We start from the raw sequence: 16,293 nt of genomic DNA, 5'->3' as shown, positions 1-16,293 counted from the left end.
GAGCGGCCGCGCATGCGGCCTGCCGGCCGCCGCTTCGGCCGGCCGGGCTGCGGCCCGACGCCGGCACGCGGAGCGACAGCCCCGCACAGAGCGGGGAAAGTTTTGTATAGTGCGCCGGTTGCTGACATCCGGTTCGCTCATGCCTTCTACTTTTTCCCGTTCGTTGTCGCTCGTTGCGCTGGCTGTCGCCCTGATCGTGCCGTACGCGATCACGAATCACACGTATCCGATCCCGACCTTCTATTCGGAGTTTTCCGCGCTGGTGCTGTATCTGCTGGTGGGCGTGTCCGTCGTGCTGCTCGCGCGCACCGGCCGCCCGGCCCAGCGGTTTGCCGCGCCGGCGGCGTTCGCGGCGCCGCTCGGTTTTGCGGCGGTGCTGATCGCGCAGGTCGCGCTGATCCCGCTCAAGGTGCCGTCGATGAACTGGCTGGCGGTCGGCTATCTCGCCGCCGCGCTGGTCGCGATGCAGGCCGGGTATGCGCTGGCGCGCGACGGGATGGCGGAAATCGTGTCGCGGATGATGGCCGGTGCGCTGCTCGTGGGCGGCGTGTTCGCGGTCGGCACCCAGATCGTGCAGCTGTTCCACCTCGAATCGGCCGTCTCGCCGTTCGTCGTGGTGTACAACATCGCGGTCGATCGCCGCCCGTACGGCAACATGGCGCAGGCGAACCACCTGGCCAGCTACATCGCCTTCGCGCTCGCGGGTGCGCTGTATCTGGTGCAGACGCGCCGGCTCGCGGTGTGGGCATGGCTCGCGCTGTCGCTCGTGCTGTCGGTCGGTCTCGCGCTGACGGTGTCGCGCGGGCCGTGGCTGCAGGTCGCGGTGATGGTCGTCGCGGGCTTCTGGATGGCGTGGGTCGAATCGCGCCGCACGCCGGGCAATGCGCGTGCGTGGCTGATACCGGTGGTGCTTGCGGTCGCATTCATCGCGGTGAACGTCGCGGTGCGCTGGGCCAACGTGCACTACCACCTGAATCTCGCGGAGTCGGCAGCCGACCGGATGCGCGATGCCGGGCAGATCGCGCCGCGCCTCGCGCTGTGGAAGTACGGGCTCGCGATGTTCCGCGAGCATCCGCTGCTCGGGGTCGGCTGGGGCGAATTCCCGTCGCATCAGTTTGCGCTCGTGCGCACGCTCGGCGGCGTCGAGATCGCGAACAACTCGCACGACATCTTCATCGACCTGCTCGCGAAGTCCGGTCTCGTCGGGCTCGGCGTGCTCGCCGTCACGCTCGTCATGTGGTTCGTGCGTGCGGTGCGGGCGCCGCAGTCGAGCATGCGCGTGTTCGGCTTCGCGCTGATCGGCATCCTGCTGATGCATGCGCTGGTCGAGTATCCGCAGCAATACATGTTCTTCCTCTTGCCGGCGATGTTCGTGATCGGGCTGCTCGAGGTGAAGCCGCTGCGTATCCTGCCGAGGCGTGCGGCATTCGGGCTGTTCGCGGTGCTGTCGTTCGGCGGCGTGCTGGCGGCGGTGCCCGTGCTGCGCGACTACCAGCGCGCGGAAGTGCTCTATTACGGCAGCAGCCCGGCCGCGCAGTACCGCGATGCGCCGTCGCTGCTGTTCGGCGCGTGGGGCGATTACGGTGCGGCGACGCTGCTCACGATTTCGTCGGACAACCTGCCGCTCAAGCTCGCCGCGCACGAGCGCGCGATCGCGCTGCTGCCCGGCGAGACGGTGCTGCGCCGCTATGCGGTGCTGCAGGCGCTGGCCGGCCGCGAAGCGGACGCGCTCGATACCGTCGCGCGCCTGCATGTGTTTGCGAAGGAATTGAAGGACTGGCCGCAACAGCTGGCCGCGTTGTACAAGCTGTGCGATCAGGAGCCGGCGCTGAAGACGTTCAGGGCGGCCGTCGTCGCGAAGTACGGCGAAGCGCCGGCCGACGAGGGCGACGATTCGGACGACGACGATTCGGATTGACGCGTGTCGTGCACGCCGGAACGGGGAATTCCGGCGTCTACCGCGCCGCGCTGACGGCGGCCGACGTCGGAGCAAGACGGCCGCCCGGCGCATAGCGCGCCAATCCGGTCGGGTATCGATTACGTCGCGGATCGCGCGGATTCCAGCCGAATGGGCGGCGATTCGCGTCAACCATTGTCAAATCGCCGCCGCTGACCGGGCGGCGCGTGCACAATGCGCGAAAGCGCTCGCGTGCCCGCCGGCGCGGCGCGTAGCCGGGGTGAATACGGAGAATGTCCAGGCTATCCGGGCATTCCGCCGAGCAGGATCGCGGTCGAGCATTGTTCGGCCGCGCGGCCGTAACGGGGCGCCGGTCCGATGGCCGCGGCGCGGTGCGACACACGCGATGCGGCCGGCGAAAGGCTGCCGGCGCGCGACGCATGTGCCCAGAACAGTGCTGAAGAACGACATTCGACCATGGCCCTTCGCTCGACCTACCTGATCCTGCCCGCCGTCGCGGTACTGCTTTCCGGCTGCGCGATGCTGTCGTCGTCGCAGGAAAGCAAGCTGACCTGCCATATCCCCCGGGCCGTCTATCCGGATAGCGCGAAACCGCTCACGCGTCCGGTTACCGTGCTCGTGCGCGCGCTGATGACGACGTCCGGCGAAGCGCAGAACGTGACCGTGACGACGAGTAGCCGCAACGCGGCGGCCGATCGCGCGGCCGTCGAGGCGATGACGCACGCGACTTGCGCGCAGACTGGCGCGACCGCGAATCCTTTCCTGCTGACGCAACCGTTCGTGTTCGAGCCGCAGCGCGGGCAGTGACGGGCGGGCTGCGCGCCGATGGCCGCACCGTTGCACGCGGCCACCGAAAGTCGATCCGTGCGGCCGCCGAGCCGTGCGCTCGATGTGCGCTGCCGCGGAGCCGGCACCCGAATCGCGACGGCGGTCCGCGGCAATCGCATCGGAACGGTCAGAACTGCCGCTTCTTGAGCGTATAGGCGACCAGCGAATACAGCGTGTTCGTTTGGGCGTTGAAATATCCGCCCTGAGCCGGTTTCTCCCTGCTCGAGTTCCAGGTCTTCCCGCCGTCGCTGCTGACGAACGTGAGATCGAGCGGTGTGCCGTTGCGGCTGGCGTCGGTGGCGTAGACGAGCAGCAATCCGTCCCGGCCGACGCTCAGACTATCGAGCGTCAGTGCGTCGTCAAACGAATGCAACTGGCGCACCTGCTCGGGTTCGCCGTTCGTCCACGTCGAAATGGCGCCGACGCGTTTTCCCTTGTCGGCGGGATTATCGAAATTGCGCGGTTCGCCGAGGCGCGACAGCGCGTAAAGCGCATAGTGATTCGACGCGGTTGGAGACGAGGACAGGTTGACGACGACCTGTTCGGGCAAAACGGCCTCCAGGGCGAACCCGGATTGCTCCCAGCCCAGCCGATAGACGACGCTTCCGGCGGTAGCATGCTCGGATTTCTCGACGTGGTATGCCACGCGCAAGGTACCGTCCGGGCCGAGGTCGATGCCGTCAAAGGTGCGGCGGGGTTTGCCGGCCTCCGCAGCACCCGGTGGCAGTTGGATTTCCCGCCACGATTGACCGCCGTCGGACGTGCGCCACACGTGCGGGCCCCAACCGATCGCATAGCCGCGTTGCGGATCCAGAAAGAGCAGGCGACCGATGTTCCGATCTTCGGGCCACGCGAGCTGTACCCAGTCGCGTCCGCCGTTGGACGACTTCCAGAGCTTGGTCACGTGCGGCGTCAGCCCGTCGGCAGGCTGAGGCGACTTGTAGTCCATCCAGCCGGTGCTGATGAATTCGACCGTCCAGTCCTTGGCGTGCCACCAGGCGGCGGTCTGGCCCACCTGCTTGAAATGGCGCGTCATGTCGCCGTTCACCGGGCCGCGCCAGAATTCGACCGACGTCCGGTTCAGCGTTTCGCGACTGTCGCTCATCCAGGCTTCGGCCGGCTCGGCTTTTTCCTTGTCCTTCCATTCCGCGTACGGTTTGAACGTGATTTCAGGATCGCTGATCTTCAGCGTGATCGCCTCGTTTCCCGATATCACGAAGTCGCCTCCGCCGTAAGGCTTGCTGTTCTTCATGAAAGTGTTGGAAACGACCTGCCAGTCATTCGACATAGATGAGAACCCGACAATCAAGACAATGAGCACGACTGCCGCACCGAGCGACAGCTTCAGGAATTTTTTCGTCATTTCATTTCGGCATCAGTTTTTCGATTGCCTGTGCAACAGGGTCGATGACATGTTCGTTGACGGCATCACCGGCCTTTTTCGCATATTCGACGGTATTGTCGACGTACTGTTTGCCCACGCCGACACCGCTGTCGAATGCCTGGGAGAATGTCCTGAGATCACCCCATTCCTGGGCGTTGGGTTGCTTCAGGATGTAGTACATATCGACAGGCCCGAGCCCGGCCAGACCGCCGTCGAGATAGGCGAGAGGGTGGGTCTTGAACGCGTACGTCTTGAAGGTGTCGTCATCCAGTTCGAGCGCGTACTGCGGCACGTTCATCTCGCAACCGCCGCTGTTCGGCTTCTTGCCCCTGATCGAAATGGTGTCGCCGCGCATGTTCTGCTGCAAACCCTGTTCCAGATAATGCTGCAGGAACCAGCGTGCGCTCGCAAGCCACGCCTTGCCTTTGTCGCTCAATTGCGGGAGCAGGTATTTGCCGTAATTCGAGCAATAGTAGTAACCGTAGCTGACGTAATATCCCGGCGGCTTATGCCCGCATCCGATATGACGCATCATGAAATTGCCGTGGCGGGACCAGTCGGAATCGGTGCTTTCGGCTTGTATCAGGTTCTCCCGCCGATGCAGCAGTTCACGGGCAACTTTCGTGTCTTTCCACGGATCCCATGACGTCGCGAATTTCTTGACGGTTGCCCAGATACTCGACGTGCTGACTTTTTCGACCGTTTCCCAGTACTCGCCATGCAGCGGCCGGTAGTAGTACGGGCACGTTCCGATAATGGAATCCGCCGCCGGCGTCACATGCTTGTCGCAGATGTTGATCTGTACCTTCGGCCGATCCTGGTATCCCGTCGGGGTGAGCATCGCCGCACCGGTTCCGAGCACCTTGTCCTGTTGTCCGTCAGCCATTCGATTTCCCCAGAAACTTGACGACGACGTCGTGCGGCACGTGGCTCTGCGTGAGCCCTGTCTCGCCTGCCGCGTTGGTGACGCCTTCCGAGATCAGTTGTCCGTTCGAGAACATCTGGTACCGCGTGTTCGCGACCGGGATGTCGGTGCCGGCCCAGTGCGCGATGAACGCCTGGTCGTAGTTGCCGTTGGAGTTCGGCAGCGTCGGCATCGCTTGCGACAGGTGGGTGGGGCCGCTGAACGCATGCTGCGCGCCCTTGATGTCGATCTTGCCGGGCGCATGCACCTCGATGTTGCCGTTCGCGATGCGGATATAGGCGCCGCCGGACGTCAGCAGGATTTCCTTCGCCGCGGCGCCTTCGACCGACTGCGTGACGGCGATCAGCTTCAGCGCCTTCTGCGCGGTCAGCTCGATGTTGTCCGCGTGCGCCTGCACTTCGACCTTGCCCTTGCCGGCGAACAACTTCATCCCCGCGTTTTGCGCGAACAGGCTGATCCGGTCGAGGACACTGGCGACCAGCGATTTCCCGGCGGCGACGTGCGTGCTTTGTCCGCTGACGAGGTTGATCTGCTGGTCCGCGGCAAATTGCGCGGATTGCTGCGTGGACATCCCGATGCCGGCCGGGCTGCCGAACAGCATGACCGGCTCCTTGAACGCATTCGCGCTGCCGGTTCCGCCGCCGGCCGTCCGCCCGCCCGACGTGCCGCCGCTCACGCTGTTCCGCGTCGCATCGGCGAACTGCTTCAGTGCCGAGTGGCCGGGGTCGAGCGACTCGCCCTGATGCTGCGCGCTGACCTGCGACATCGCGTCGATCAGTCCTTCCGCGCGCACGAGCTGCTCCCGCGTCTCGTCGACGTCGAGCGGCTGGCTTGCCGCCTGCTTCGGATGCGTCGTGACGTACAGCCCGCGGTTCGCGCGCACGGCGCCGTAGGCGTCCGAGCGCAGGTCGAAGCCGCTGCCGAGATAGCTGCCGCGGTTGTTGCCCGCGTGGTCGATCAGGTAGCCCAGATGCAGATGTGCGTTGGTCTGGCTGCTGTACAGGTGCACGCGGTTCTGCGACGTCGCGTCGTCCAGTACCAGCTGGTTGTAGCCGGCGCCCGCATATTCCTTTGACCGGTATCCGGACAGGATCCCGTTGCTGTGCCATTGCGGACTCGTCGCGCCGTTGTAGACCTTGCCGACGATGATCGGACGATCGCAGTCGCCGCCGACGAAGTCGACCAGCACTTCCTCGCCGCTGCGGTGCGGGTGAACGGCGCCGTAGCCGTTGCCCGAATCGGACGACGTGGCGCGGAGCCAGCACGATGCCTTTTCGTCGCCGTCGTTCAGGCGGTCCCAGTGGAAGCGGACCTTGACCCGGTTGAGCGCGTCCGTGTGGACCTCTTCGCCCTGCGGGGCGACGACGATCGCGGATTGCAGGTGCATCGGCGGCTTCGCATGCTCGAACGGGCTGCGGAACGGCACCGTCGTGCGCTGCGCTTCGATGCGGATCTGATAGAAGCCCTCGGTGCCGTCGGGATGACGCACACGCGACAGCGGAGTATCGCCTGCCTGCACGATGCGGCCGATCTCGGCCTGCAGACTGTGCGGGAAAACGGCCGACTCGTCGGCCACGGGCAGGTTGTTGACGATGACCCACGTCGTCTCGATCACCGCGAATTCGCGTTGACCGGCATCGTCCTTGTCGTGTTCGGGATGATCGGCGAACGCGAACGTGCGTCCCGCGTCCATGCGCCGCACGCCGCCGACACCATGAAAGCGCTTCGCTTGCGATTCCTGTTCTTCCATCCAGATCTTCGACAGATGGTCGCCGCGCGACTGCTCGGGATACGTGTACGCACCCGTGTATTCGTAGACTTCGAGCTGCCCCGGCAGGTCGCCCTGGTTCGCGATCGTCGGCGTGTGGGTGGCCTTCGGATTCGACGCGGTGGGCGGCTGCTTGTAGTCGAACGTGCGCGTGGCGCGCGCGACGCTGCGCAGCGTGCGCGTACCGGTGAACTGGACGAGCGTGTCGGCTTCGTCGCCCGTGCCCGCGTGATGAAAGCGCACGGTTCGCGGCGACAGCGCGGGCAACGCATCGAGCCGATCGACGATGACGAGCCGGTGCGACTTGCCGTCCTTGTCCTGTTCCCAGAAACCGTACAGGCCTTCCGATTCCATCAGGCGATGCACGAAATTCCAGTCGTCCTCGTATTGCATGCAGAACGAGCGCGACGGCAGCGGCCGGGAAAGCTGGAACGTGAAGCGGCCCTGGGCCTGCGGGTGCTGGTTCAACACGTCGGCGATGATGTCGTCGGCCGACCGGTCCTGCCAGATGCGCTGATCGCGGCGGAACTTCAGGAAGTGCAGGAACGATGCAAAGACGATCTGGTAGTGCGTGACGCCGCTGTCCGATCCGAGCCGGCGGACCGCATGCGCATAGCCGTGGTGTGGCGCGTACGATTGGTCGGCCTGCTGGATCCAGAGCGTCACCGGCTGCGCGATCAGTTTCTTGAGTTCGACGTCGTCGGATACCGACACGGTATCGACGGTGAACTCGAAATGGCGCCCGAGCCGCGACCGGCCCGCGACCCGCTGCGGCAACAGGACGTCAGGACCGAGCGGGGTATCCAGCTTGACGAGGCGCGCGTGCTGGACCGGTCCGGCCAGCAACGCGCTTCTTAACGCTTGCGAATTCATCACCAGGGCTCGCTTTGTTGTGCTGTTTTGCTGGTTCGCACGCTCTCTCGTGCGGAATCCGGTAATTGTATGAGATAAACGGTTTTATCTCGAATTTGCGGGCCGGCTGCGCCCTGGCCGTTCAGCCCGCCGCGTCTTCCGCCTTCCAGTCCCCCGACTTCCCGCCGCGTTTCTCGCGCACGCTCACATCGGTGATCACCATCCCGCGATCGACGGCCTTGCACATGTCGTACACGGTCAGCAGCCCGACCTGGACGGCCGTCAGCGCTTCCATCTCGACGCCGGTCCGGCCGAACGTCTCGACCTGCACGACGCAATGCACGCCCGGCAGCGCGTCGTCGAGTTCGAAGTCGACGGCCACGCGCGTCAGCGCGAGCGGGTGGCACAGCGGAATGAGATCGGCCGTGCGCTTCGCGCCCTGGATCGCCGCGATGCGCGCGACGCCGAGCACGTCGCCTTTCTTGGCCTTGCCGTCGCGGATCAGCGCGAACGTGGCCGGCAGCATCCGGATCGTGCCGCGCGCGATCGCGATGCGCCGCGTTTCCTGCTTGTCGCCGACGTCGACCATGTGCGCATGGCCGGCGGCATCGAAATGGGTGAGTCCTGACATGTCTTCCTCTCGTGGAACGGCGTGCGCGCGCACGTCCGTCGATCCGGCTCCGTGATCAGCCGCGCTTCGAATCCCGTACCGGCGCGACGAACCGATCCAACCGCGCAGCGGGCGCCTATCATAGCAGCGGCGTTCGCGTTGCCGGACGCGCAGATGACGCATGCGCGGCACGGGACAGTCGTCGCGGCGCCGGTACAATGACCCGAATATTCAGACCAAACGCCGCGATGCGCGCCGCTCGCGCGGGACGGCGTCGTATTCATCCTGCCATGCGTGTCAAACAGTTGCTTGCCGTGTCGCTGTCGGCCGCGCTTGCGCTGCCGCCGGGCGGCCATGCGCAGAGCGCCGCCGCGCCGCCGCTCGAGCCGGCAGCGGGCGGCGCGACGTCGATATCCACCGTGCCGTCCGGCATCGCGACCGGCGTGTTCGGCACGTACGGCGGCGCGGAGAGCCGGTTCTCGGGCGCGGACGGTGCGTCGGCGCCGGTCGCGAGCCTGCGCGCGCCGCTGCGTGCGCTGGAGCTGCCCGATCTTGGCGACGGCTCCGGCGGCGCGCTGACGCCGCGGGCCGAGCGCCGGCTGGGCGAGCGCGTGATGCGCGAGGTGCGGCGCGATCCCGACTATCTCGACGACTGGCTCGTGCGCGACTACCTGAACGCGATGGCGGCGCGGCTCGCGGCCGCGGCGGCGGCGCGCTACATCGGCGGCTACACGCCCGACTTCGACCTGTTCCCGGTGCGCGATCCGCAGATCAACGCGTTCTCGATGCCGGGCGGCTTCATCGGGATCAACAGCGGGCTGGTGGTGACGACGCAGACGGAGTCGGAGCTCGCATCTGTGGTCGGCCACGAGATGGGGCATGTGCTGCAGCGGCACATCGCGCGGATGATCGGCGCGAGCGAGAAGAGCGGCTACACGGCGCTCGCGACGATGCTGCTCGGCGTGCTGGCCGGCGTGCTCGCGCGCAGCGGCGATCTCGGCAGCGCGATCGCGATGGGCGGGCAGGCGTACGCGGTCGACAACCAGCTGCGCTTCTCGCGTTCGGCCGAGCGCGAGGCCGATCGCGTCGGCTTCCAGTTGCTCGCGGGAGCCGGCTACGACCCGTATGGGATGCCGGGCTTCTTCGAGCGGCTCGATCGCGCGTCGATGGGCGATGCGGGCGTGCCGGCCTACGCGCGCACGCATCCGCTGACCGGCGAGCGGATTGCGGACATGGAGGATCGTGCGCGCCGCGCGCCGTACCGGCAACCGCGCCAGTCGGCCGAATACGGGTTCGTGCGCGCGCGGCTGCGCATCCTGCAGAACCGGGCGCCGACCGACATCTCGGCCGAGGCGCGCCGGATGCAGCTCGAGATCGACGATCGCACCGCGCCGAACGTCGCGGCGAACTGGTACGGCATCGCGCTCGCGAACACGCTGCTCGGCCAGTACGATGCGGCGGACAAGGCGCTCGCGTCGGCGCGCGGCGCGTTCGACGAGCGCGAGCGGCGCGACGACGATCCGGCCACCCGTTCGCCGAGCCTCGACGTGCTGGCCGCCGACATCGCCCGCCGCGCGGGCCGGACCGACGACGCGGTACGGCTGTCGGCGCTCGCGCAGCGGCGCTGGCCGGCGTCGCACGCGGCGATCGTCGCGCACCTGCAGGCGCTGATCGCCGCGCGCCGCTTCGCCGACGCGCAGACGCTCGCGCGGGCGCAGGCGAAGGCCGACCCCGAACAGCCGGACTGGTGGGATTACCTCGCGAAGGCGAGCGACGGCAAGGGCGACGTGCTCGCGCGGCGCCGCGCGCTGGCGGAGAAACTGGCGCTCGACGGCGCGTGGCCATCGGCGATCCGGCAACTGAAGGAAGCGCGCGACGCGAAGGACGTGTCGTTCTACGAGCAGTCGATCATCGGCGCGCGGCTGCTGGAATTCGAGGCGCGCTACAAGGAAGAGCGCGACGACGAGAAGAACGGCCGCGGGTAGCGGCCATCGCGCGGCGAACGCGGCCGGCGCCGCCGCTCACTGGTCGCTGTCGGCCGCGTCGCGCGCGCGGCGCGCCGGGCTGGCGACGTAGCCGAACCGTGCCGGTACGTCGGCGCACGCGATGCTGCCGAGCGGCAGCGTACGGCCGTCGCGCCAGCGCAGCACGGGCGGCTCGGCATCAAAATCCGCGTGATCGGCGAACAGCCCGAGGTCGTGATCGTGCAGCGCCGCGATGCGCGCGGGCGTGCCGGCGTCGCGAAACAGCACGCCGCCGCCGTCGTCGAGCCACGCTGCCTCCGGCTTGAACGGGGCGCCCGTCTGGTCGGTGAGCGCAAGCTGCCCGTCATGCTCGGCGAGCCGCACGACCCACGGCGTATAGGCGAGTTCGACGTACACGCGCTGCGGCCCGTTCTGGAAGAACCACTGGCCCTGCGCGTCGCATGCGTAGTTGCGGCCGATGAACGCGTTCAGCGCCGCATGCCGGATCGGCGAGCCGAGCTCGCCGGCCGCCTGCGCGGCGTCGTCGCGCAGCCGCCATGCGCCGCGCCGATCGAGCAGCAGCCAGCCGGTGCAATGCGGCACGTTCGGCCATTTGGCGAGCGCCTGCCTGACGATGTCATCCATGGTCGACGAATTTCGAGCAATAGCCGAACACCCGCGCCGACAGCCAGTCGAGGCGGCCGGGGAACGGCCCGGTCATGAAGCCCGCGTGGCCGCCGTGCGCGGGCTGGTCGAGCTCGACGGCCGGCGACACGTCGGCCGGGCCCGGCAGCGCCGATTCGGGCAGGAACGGGTCGTTGCGGGCGTTGAGGATCAGCGTGGGCACGTCGATCGCGCGCAGCAGCGGGCGCGTCGTCGCCTGGGTCCAGTAGTCGTCCGCGTTCGCGAAACCGTGCAGCGGCGCGGTCACGACTTCGTCGAAGTCGCGCATCGTCACGGCCCGCAGCATCGCGTCGCGGTCGAACAGCCCCGGATACTGTTCGAGTTTCGCGAGCCCCTTGCGTTTGAGCGTCTTCAGGAAGCTGCGCGTGTAGACCATCGCGAAGCCCTGCGACAGCGCGCGGCCGCCGGCATGCACGTCGATCGGCGTCGAGATCGCGGCGGCGGCGCGCACGATCGACGTGTCGCTGCGATGCTCGCCGAGCCAGCGCAGCAGCACGTTGCCGCCCAGCGACACGCCGGCCACGACCAGCGGTCCGCGGTGCTGCGCGGCGAGCCGGCGCAGGATCCAGTCGACCTCGGCGCTGTCGGCGAGATGGTAGAAGCGCGGCTGCCGGTTGATCTCGCCGCTGCAACTGCGGAAGTGCGGGACGACCGCGTGCCAGCCGTGCGCGCGCGCGGTGGCCATCATCGCGAGCGCGTAGTGCGAGCCGGAGCTGCCTTCGAGGCCGTGGAACAGCACGAACAGCGGCGCGTCGGGCGCCGGTGCCGCGCTGTCGAGGTGCGCGACCCAGTCGAGGTCGATGAAGTCATGGTCGGGCGTTTCCCATCGCTCTCGCCGATAACCGACTACCGGCCGCCGCGCGAACAGCGCGGGCACGATGGTTTGCACATGGCTGTTGGGCAGCCAGCGCGGTGCGCGATAGCGCAATGAATCGTCGTCGGGGGCCGGGGGCCCGGTCAGCGGCGAGGTGGGCGGAGAAGCCGTACTCATGATCGCCCCGCTAATGCGTTGCTTCGTTTTTCGTCAGTGCAGCGGACCCTGCCCGTGACGGATCTTCGCGGCGAATTGTCCGGCCGCTCGTTCAGGAATCGGGCTCGCGTGGATGTGCGCGATGCGCCATTCGCCACGTTCGTGGATCATCACGTACGTCGCGAAAACCATGTCGGGTTCGGCCGTCAGGTCGGCCTGCTGATGTGCTTCGGCGATCGTATAGACGACCGTGCCGAGGCTGTCGTACACGCGGATGTCGAGCGGCTCGATCGTGACGGGGCGCGTCGCGAGGCGATTGCCCAGCCCGCTGCGGATCTGGTCGAGGCCGTGCAGATGCTCGCCGTCCGCCCACACGCAGCTGGCGAAATCCTCGTCGATCCACAGCGCCAGCAGCGCGTCGAGATTGGCATCCGCGACGGCCTGGTAGTAGGCGTTCAGCGTATCGGCGGCAGCTTCGAACAGGCGGGCAAAACGTGGCATCGGGGTGGTCTCTCGCGCGCATCGCGCGCCGTATTCAGCACGGCGGCCCGGATCGAGCCGCCGTACACCGGTGAATCGGATTGCCCGGCGCGCCGTGCGACGCTGCCGGTCAGGGTCAGCGCTGCCCGACGAGCATGCCGCGCAAATCGCCGAATACCTGCTCGGGACCGAGTTCGCGCAGGCACTTCAGGTGGCCGAGCGGGCACTCGCGTTCGAAGCAGGGACTGCATTCGAGATGTAACCATTGTACCTTCGCCAGGTCCGACAGCGGAGGGGTATGGCGCGGATCGGTCGATCCGTACAACGCGACGAGCGGCCGGCGCAACGCGGCGGCGACGTGCATCAGCCCCGAATCGTTGGTGACGACCGCGTTCGCGCGCGCGATCAGCGCGCACGCCTCGGACAACGACGTCTGCCCGCACAGGTTGCGCACGTTCGGCGCGTGGTCGGCGATCGCCTGCGCGGCGGCCGAATCCTTCGGCGAGCCGAGCGCGACGATCTGCGTATACGGGAACGACTGGTGGACGATGGTCGCGAGCGACGCGAAGTGCTCGGGCGGCCAGCGCTTGGCCGGGCCGTATTCGGCGCCGGGGCAGAACACGACGAGCGGCTTGCGCGTATCGAGATTGAAACGTGCGGACACGCGCGCCGTCTCGTTCAGGTCGGCGTCCAGGCGCGGCGCGGGCAGCGTCTTCATCGACTCGGGCAGCTTCGCGCCCGGCGCGTACGCGAGCGCCGCGTAGTGGGTCGTCATCGGCGGCCGCTCGCCCGACTTGTCGGGGTTCGCGTGCCGCACGTTCAGCAGCCCGTAGCGGTGCTCGCCCGTATAGCCGATGCGCAGCGGAATGTTCGCGAGCCACGGGATCACCGCGGATTTCAGCGAATTCGGCAGCACGTACGCCGCGTCGTAGCCGACGTCGCGCAGGTCGCTCGCGAGCTGCCAGCGGCGCAGCAGCTGCAGCTTGCCGTGCGCGAGATCGGTCGCGTAGACATCGTGGATCTCGGGCATCCGCTCGAGCACGGGCGCGACCCAGGAGGGTGCGACGGCATCGATCGCGATGCGGGGATGGAGCTTTTTCAGCAGCGCAAAAAGCGGCTGCGCCATCAATGCGTCACCGATCCAGTTCGGTGCGATAACCAGCGCTCGACGCATCAGGTCGACTTCCGATGTCGTAATGAAGCACGGCGCACGGGCGCCGCGTTCGGGTTGCCAGAATGGGGAAGGGCGGCGCGCCGGACTGCCGGCTGCGCCGCCTTGCGGGTCGGCGGGCCGTCAGGCCCGGCCGCCGGGGCTCAGTGGCCCTTGACGACCTCGCCGTCGCGCAGCTTGTAGCGCGTGCCGCAGTACGGGCAGCGCGCCTCGCCGTGCGATACGTCGATGAAGACGCGCGGGTGCGCATTCCAGCGCGTCATGGCCGGGTTCGGGCAGTAGGCGGGAAGATCCTTGGCCGTCAGCTCGACCAGCGGCATTTCCTTGATTTCGCTCATGAGACTTTCTCTTATCACTCTTGTGTGGGGCGGTCGGTGGCGCGGCGCGCTCAGACCTTCGTCAGCCAGTGCGCGTACTTCGCGTTCTTGCCCGACACGATATCGAAAAACGCCGACTGGAGCTTTTCCGTGACGGGGCCGCGCGCGCCGCTGCCGATCGTGCGGTTGTCGAGTTCGCGGATCGGCGTGACCTCGGCGGCCGTGCCGGTGAAGAACGCTTCGTCGGCCGTGTAGACCTCGTCGCGCGTGATGCGCTTCTCGATGACCTCGATGCCGGCGTCCTTCGCGAGCGTGATGACCGTGTCGCGCGTGATGCCGTCGAGGCAGGACGACAGGTCGGGCGTGTACAGCTTGCCGTTGTTCACGAGGAAGAAGTTCTCGCCGGAGCCTTCGGACACGTAGCCGTCGACATCGAGCAGCAGCGCTTCGTCGTAGCCGTCGGCCGTCGCTTCCTGGTTCGCGAGAATCGAGTTCACATACCAGCCGGATGCCTTCGCACGCACCATCGACACGTTCACGTGGTGGCGCGTGAACGACGACGTCTTCACGCGGATGCCCTTCGCGAGGCCGTCCTCGCCGAGGTACGCGCCCCACGGCCACGCGGCGATCGCGACGTGGATCGTATTGCCCTTCGCGGCCACGCCGAGCTTTTCCGAGCCGACCCAGATGATCGGGCGCAGGTAGCACGACTCGAGATGGTTCTCGCGCACGACCGCGAGCTGCGCGGCTTCGAGCGTTTCGCGGTCGAACGGCACGTCCATCTGGAAGATCTTCGCCGAATTCAGCAGGCGTTTGGTGTGCTCGCGCAGGCGGAAGATCGCGGTGCCGCCGTCGGCCGTCTTGTACGCGCGCACGCCCTCGAAGACGCCCATGCCGTAGTGCAGCGTATGGGTCAGGACGTGGATCTTGGCGTCGCGCCAGTCGATCAGCTTGCCGTCCATCCAGATCTTGCCGTCGCGGTCGGCCATTGACATAGGATTCTCCTGGAAGCGGTGATGTGCTGCGGGTGGTGTGCAGCGTTGAACCGGAAAGACGCTTATTTTAGCGTCATTTGGGGACGATCCGGTCGGGCGGCACGGGGCCGGCGCTATAATCGTCCGGTACCGATTCCAATAACGATGGGTCGCACGGCAGGAGGCGCCGGCGTCCCGACGAACCGCCCGCTGCGGCCCGCTTTCCGATGCTCGCTCGATTGTCCGCCACCGACCGCTTCGCGCTGATCCAGGGCGCGCGCGACTATTCCCCGACACTGATGGCGATCCTGTCCTGGGGGCTCGTCACCGGCATCGCGATGAGCAAGTCCGTGATGACGCTCGGGCAGGCGAGCGCGATGTCGCTGTTCGTCTACGCGGGCTCGTCGCAGCTCGCGGTGCTGCCGCTGCTCGCGGCGAAGCTGCCGATCTGGACCGTGTTGCTCACGGCCGCGATGGTCAACCTGCGCTTCGTGATCTTCAGCGCCGGGCTGGCGCCCCATTTTTCCTACCTGCCGCTGTGGCGGCGCCTCGCGATCGGCTATTTCAACGGCGACGTGATCTATCTGCTGTTCCAGAAACAGGGCTTCGCGTACGGCCGCGTGCCGGGCAAGGAAGCGTATTTCTGGGGGATGGCGCTCGCGAGCTGGGCGTCGTGGCAGGTGTCGTCGCTCGCCGGCATCCTGCTCGCGAGCGCCTTTCCCGCGAGCTGGGGGCTGGAGCTGGCCGGCACGCTCGCGCTGATCCCGATCATGGTGTCGGCGGTCGCGAACCGCTCGACGCTCGCGGCCGTCGCGGTCGCGGGCATCGTGTCGCTGATCGCGTTCGACCTGCCGTACCGGCTCGCGCTCCCGATCGCGGTGCTCGCCGCGCTCGCGGCCGGCTGCGCGGCCGATTTCTTCGTCGAGCGCGCCGACTGGCGGCGCATCCGGACCGAAACCGTGCACGAAAAGGACATCGAATGAGCGCGACCGAGATCTGGATCGTCATCGTCGGGATGACGATCGTCACGGCCGTCACGCGCGCGCTGTTCCTGATCGGCGGCGAGCGCACCGTGCTGCCCGAACGCGCGCAGCGCGCGCTGCGCTACGCGCCGGCCGCCGCGCTGGTCGCCGTCGTGTTGCCCGACGTGCTCGAAACGCCGGCCGGACTGTCGTTCGGGCTGTCCAATCATCCGTTCTACGCGGCGCTCGCCGGCCTCGGCTGGTTTTTGTGGCGGCGCAGCATGCTCGGCACGATCGTCATCGGGATGCTCGTGTTCACCGCACTGCGGCTGATCTTCTGATGCGCCGCCGTTCCGGCCCGATCACTGCCGGCCGGCTGTGCGCCTGTCTTGCTGCGATGCAGCAATTCGTCCGTTCCGGCGCGCGATCCCAAATAGGCGGAATTCGCCGTCGCACGGGTCAGTCTGCCGGATGGATCGGCTAGAA

Annotated in this window: 15 protein-coding genes; 5 read left to right on the top strand and 10 right to left on the bottom strand. The window is 67.3% G+C overall.

The genetic code is table 11. The annotated features are described in order from the left end of the window. Nucleotides 1–139: 139 nt before the first annotated feature. Nucleotides 140–1,918: a Wzy polymerase domain-containing protein gene (locus GJG85_RS14015; protein WP_050014707.1), complete on the top strand. Its 1,779-nt coding sequence runs from the start codon at nt 140–142 to the stop codon at nt 1,916–1,918. 456 nt (nt 1,919–2,374) lie between these two features. Further along, nucleotides 2,375–2,725, top strand: a complete 351-nt coding sequence (locus GJG85_RS14010) for a TonB family protein (RefSeq protein ID WP_124556531.1) — start codon at nt 2,375–2,377, stop codon at nt 2,723–2,725. A gap of 148 nt (nt 2,726–2,873) precedes the next feature. Here the strand turns inward: GJG85_RS14010 and GJG85_RS14005 are convergent, their stop codons facing one another. From GJG85_RS14005 to moaC, 4 genes are all read right to left on the bottom strand, one after another. After that, complete coding sequence (locus GJG85_RS14005) at nt 2,874–4,034, bottom strand: glycosyl hydrolase (protein WP_050014706.1); 1,161 nt, start codon at nt 4,032–4,034, stop codon at nt 2,874–2,876. A gap of 76 nt (nt 4,035–4,110) precedes the next feature. Beyond that, complete coding sequence (locus GJG85_RS14000; protein ID WP_050014566.1) at nt 4,111–5,016, bottom strand: hypothetical protein; 906 nt, start codon at nt 5,014–5,016, stop codon at nt 4,111–4,113. Then, a complete protein-coding gene (locus tag GJG85_RS13995; protein WP_204383383.1) occupies nt 5,009–7,696 on the bottom strand; it encodes a type VI secretion system Vgr family protein in 2,688 nt (895 codons plus the stop codon). Before GJG85_RS13995 ends, GJG85_RS14000 begins: the two co-directional genes overlap by 8 nt. A gap of 121 nt (nt 7,697–7,817) precedes the next feature. Further along, on the bottom strand, nt 7,818–8,306 hold the full coding sequence (gene moaC / locus GJG85_RS13990; protein ID WP_050014564.1) for a cyclic pyranopterin monophosphate synthase MoaC: 489 nt from the start codon (nt 8,304–8,306) through the stop codon (nt 7,818–7,820). Between the two features lie 269 nt (nt 8,307–8,575). On the opposite strand from moaC, the gene GJG85_RS13985 reads away from it, so the two are divergent. After that, nucleotides 8,576–10,270 carry a M48 family metalloprotease gene (locus tag GJG85_RS13985; RefSeq protein WP_204383382.1) on the top strand — a complete coding sequence of 565 codons (1,695 nt, stop codon included), beginning with the start codon at nt 8,576–8,578 and terminating at the stop codon, nt 10,268–10,270. Nucleotides 10,271–10,306: 36 nt separating this feature from the next. Here GJG85_RS13985 and GJG85_RS13980 read toward each other — a convergent pair whose 3' ends face one another. The 6 genes from GJG85_RS13980 to GJG85_RS13955 form a co-directional block, all read right to left on the bottom strand. Continuing rightward, nucleotides 10,307–10,894, bottom strand: a complete 588-nt coding sequence (locus GJG85_RS13980; protein WP_050014561.1) for a DUF2946 family protein — start codon at nt 10,892–10,894, stop codon at nt 10,307–10,309. Next, nucleotides 10,887–11,924, bottom strand: coding sequence for an alpha/beta fold hydrolase (locus GJG85_RS13975; protein WP_050014560.1), 1,038 nt, complete (start codon nt 11,922–11,924; stop codon nt 10,887–10,889). Before GJG85_RS13975 ends, GJG85_RS13980 begins: the two co-directional genes overlap by 8 nt. A gap of 33 nt (nt 11,925–11,957) precedes the next feature. Beyond that, a complete protein-coding gene (locus tag GJG85_RS13970; protein ID WP_050014558.1) occupies nt 11,958–12,404 on the bottom strand; it encodes a nuclear transport factor 2 family protein in 447 nt (148 codons plus the stop codon). A 115-nt stretch (nt 12,405–12,519) separates the two neighbouring features. Then, nucleotides 12,520–13,557, bottom strand: a complete 1,038-nt coding sequence (waaF, locus tag GJG85_RS13965) for a lipopolysaccharide heptosyltransferase II (protein ID WP_050014556.1) — start codon at nt 13,555–13,557, stop codon at nt 12,520–12,522. Between the two features lie 140 nt (nt 13,558–13,697). Beyond that, nucleotides 13,698–13,892 (bottom strand): zinc-finger domain-containing protein, encoded by a 195-nt coding sequence (locus GJG85_RS13960; RefSeq protein ID WP_006482499.1) that lies wholly within the window; start codon nt 13,890–13,892, stop codon nt 13,698–13,700. Between the two features lie 50 nt (nt 13,893–13,942). After that, the gene (locus GJG85_RS13955; protein WP_006477940.1) at nt 13,943–14,866 is read right to left on the bottom strand and encodes a branched-chain amino acid transaminase; all 924 of its coding nucleotides are present in this window, start codon (nt 14,864–14,866) and stop codon (nt 13,943–13,945) included. Between the two features lie 206 nt (nt 14,867–15,072). Here GJG85_RS13955 and GJG85_RS13950 point away from each other — a divergent pair, with 206 nt between their 5' ends. After that, nucleotides 15,073–15,828, top strand: coding sequence for an AzlC family ABC transporter permease (locus tag GJG85_RS13950; protein WP_204383381.1), 756 nt, complete (start codon nt 15,073–15,075; stop codon nt 15,826–15,828). Next, complete coding sequence (locus tag GJG85_RS13945; RefSeq protein ID WP_050014552.1) at nt 15,825–16,148, top strand: AzlD domain-containing protein; 324 nt, start codon at nt 15,825–15,827, stop codon at nt 16,146–16,148. Before GJG85_RS13950 ends, GJG85_RS13945 begins: the two co-directional genes overlap by 4 nt. The last annotated feature ends 145 nt before the right edge of the window (nt 16,149–16,293 follow it).

It is taken from the genome of Burkholderia sp. MS389 (assembly GCF_016899425.1).
Taxonomy (GTDB): Bacteria; Pseudomonadota; Gammaproteobacteria; order Burkholderiales; family Burkholderiaceae; genus Burkholderia; species Burkholderia sola.
The sequence above is the reverse complement of the archived record's forward strand: the minus strand, read 5'-3'. Positions and strand labels throughout refer to the sequence as shown.

Excerpts from the sequence above, each read along its gene's own strand:
- GJG85_RS13960 (WP_006482499.1), bottom strand. The coding sequence starts at position 13,892 with ATGAGCGAAATCAAGGAAATGCCGCTGGTCGAGCTGACGGCCAAGGAT.
- GJG85_RS13975 (WP_050014560.1), bottom strand. The coding sequence starts at position 11,924 with ATGAGTACGGCTTCTCCGCCCACCTCGCCGCTGACCGGGCCCCCGGCC.
- GJG85_RS13950 (WP_204383381.1), top strand. The coding sequence starts at position 15,073 with ATGCTCGCTCGATTGTCCGCCACCGACCGCTTCGCGCTGATCCAGGGC.
- GJG85_RS14005 (WP_050014706.1), bottom strand. The coding sequence starts at position 4,034 with ATGTCGAATGACTGGCAGGTCGTTTCCAACACTTTCATGAAGAACAGC.
- GJG85_RS13945 (WP_050014552.1), top strand. The coding sequence starts at position 15,825 with ATGAGCGCGACCGAGATCTGGATCGTCATCGTCGGGATGACGATCGTC.
- GJG85_RS14015 (WP_050014707.1), top strand. The coding sequence starts at position 140 with ATGCCTTCTACTTTTTCCCGTTCGTTGTCGCTCGTTGCGCTGGCTGTC.
- GJG85_RS13980 (WP_050014561.1), bottom strand. The coding sequence starts at position 10,894 with ATGGATGACATCGTCAGGCAGGCGCTCGCCAAATGGCCGAACGTGCCG.
- GJG85_RS13985 (WP_204383382.1), top strand. The coding sequence starts at position 8,576 with ATGCGTGTCAAACAGTTGCTTGCCGTGTCGCTGTCGGCCGCGCTTGCG.
- waaF (WP_050014556.1), bottom strand. The coding sequence starts at position 13,557 with ATGCGTCGAGCGCTGGTTATCGCACCGAACTGGATCGGTGACGCATTG.
- GJG85_RS13955 (WP_006477940.1), bottom strand. The coding sequence starts at position 14,866 with ATGTCAATGGCCGACCGCGACGGCAAGATCTGGATGGACGGCAAGCTG.
- GJG85_RS14000 (WP_050014566.1), bottom strand. The coding sequence starts at position 5,016 with ATGGCTGACGGACAACAGGACAAGGTGCTCGGAACCGGTGCGGCGATG.
- GJG85_RS13995 (WP_204383383.1), bottom strand. The coding sequence starts at position 7,696 with ATGAATTCGCAAGCGTTAAGAAGCGCGTTGCTGGCCGGACCGGTCCAG.
- GJG85_RS14010 (WP_124556531.1), top strand. The coding sequence starts at position 2,375 with ATGGCCCTTCGCTCGACCTACCTGATCCTGCCCGCCGTCGCGGTACTG.
- moaC (WP_050014564.1), bottom strand. The coding sequence starts at position 8,306 with ATGTCAGGACTCACCCATTTCGATGCCGCCGGCCATGCGCACATGGTC.
- GJG85_RS13970 (WP_050014558.1), bottom strand. The coding sequence starts at position 12,404 with ATGCCACGTTTTGCCCGCCTGTTCGAAGCTGCCGCCGATACGCTGAAC.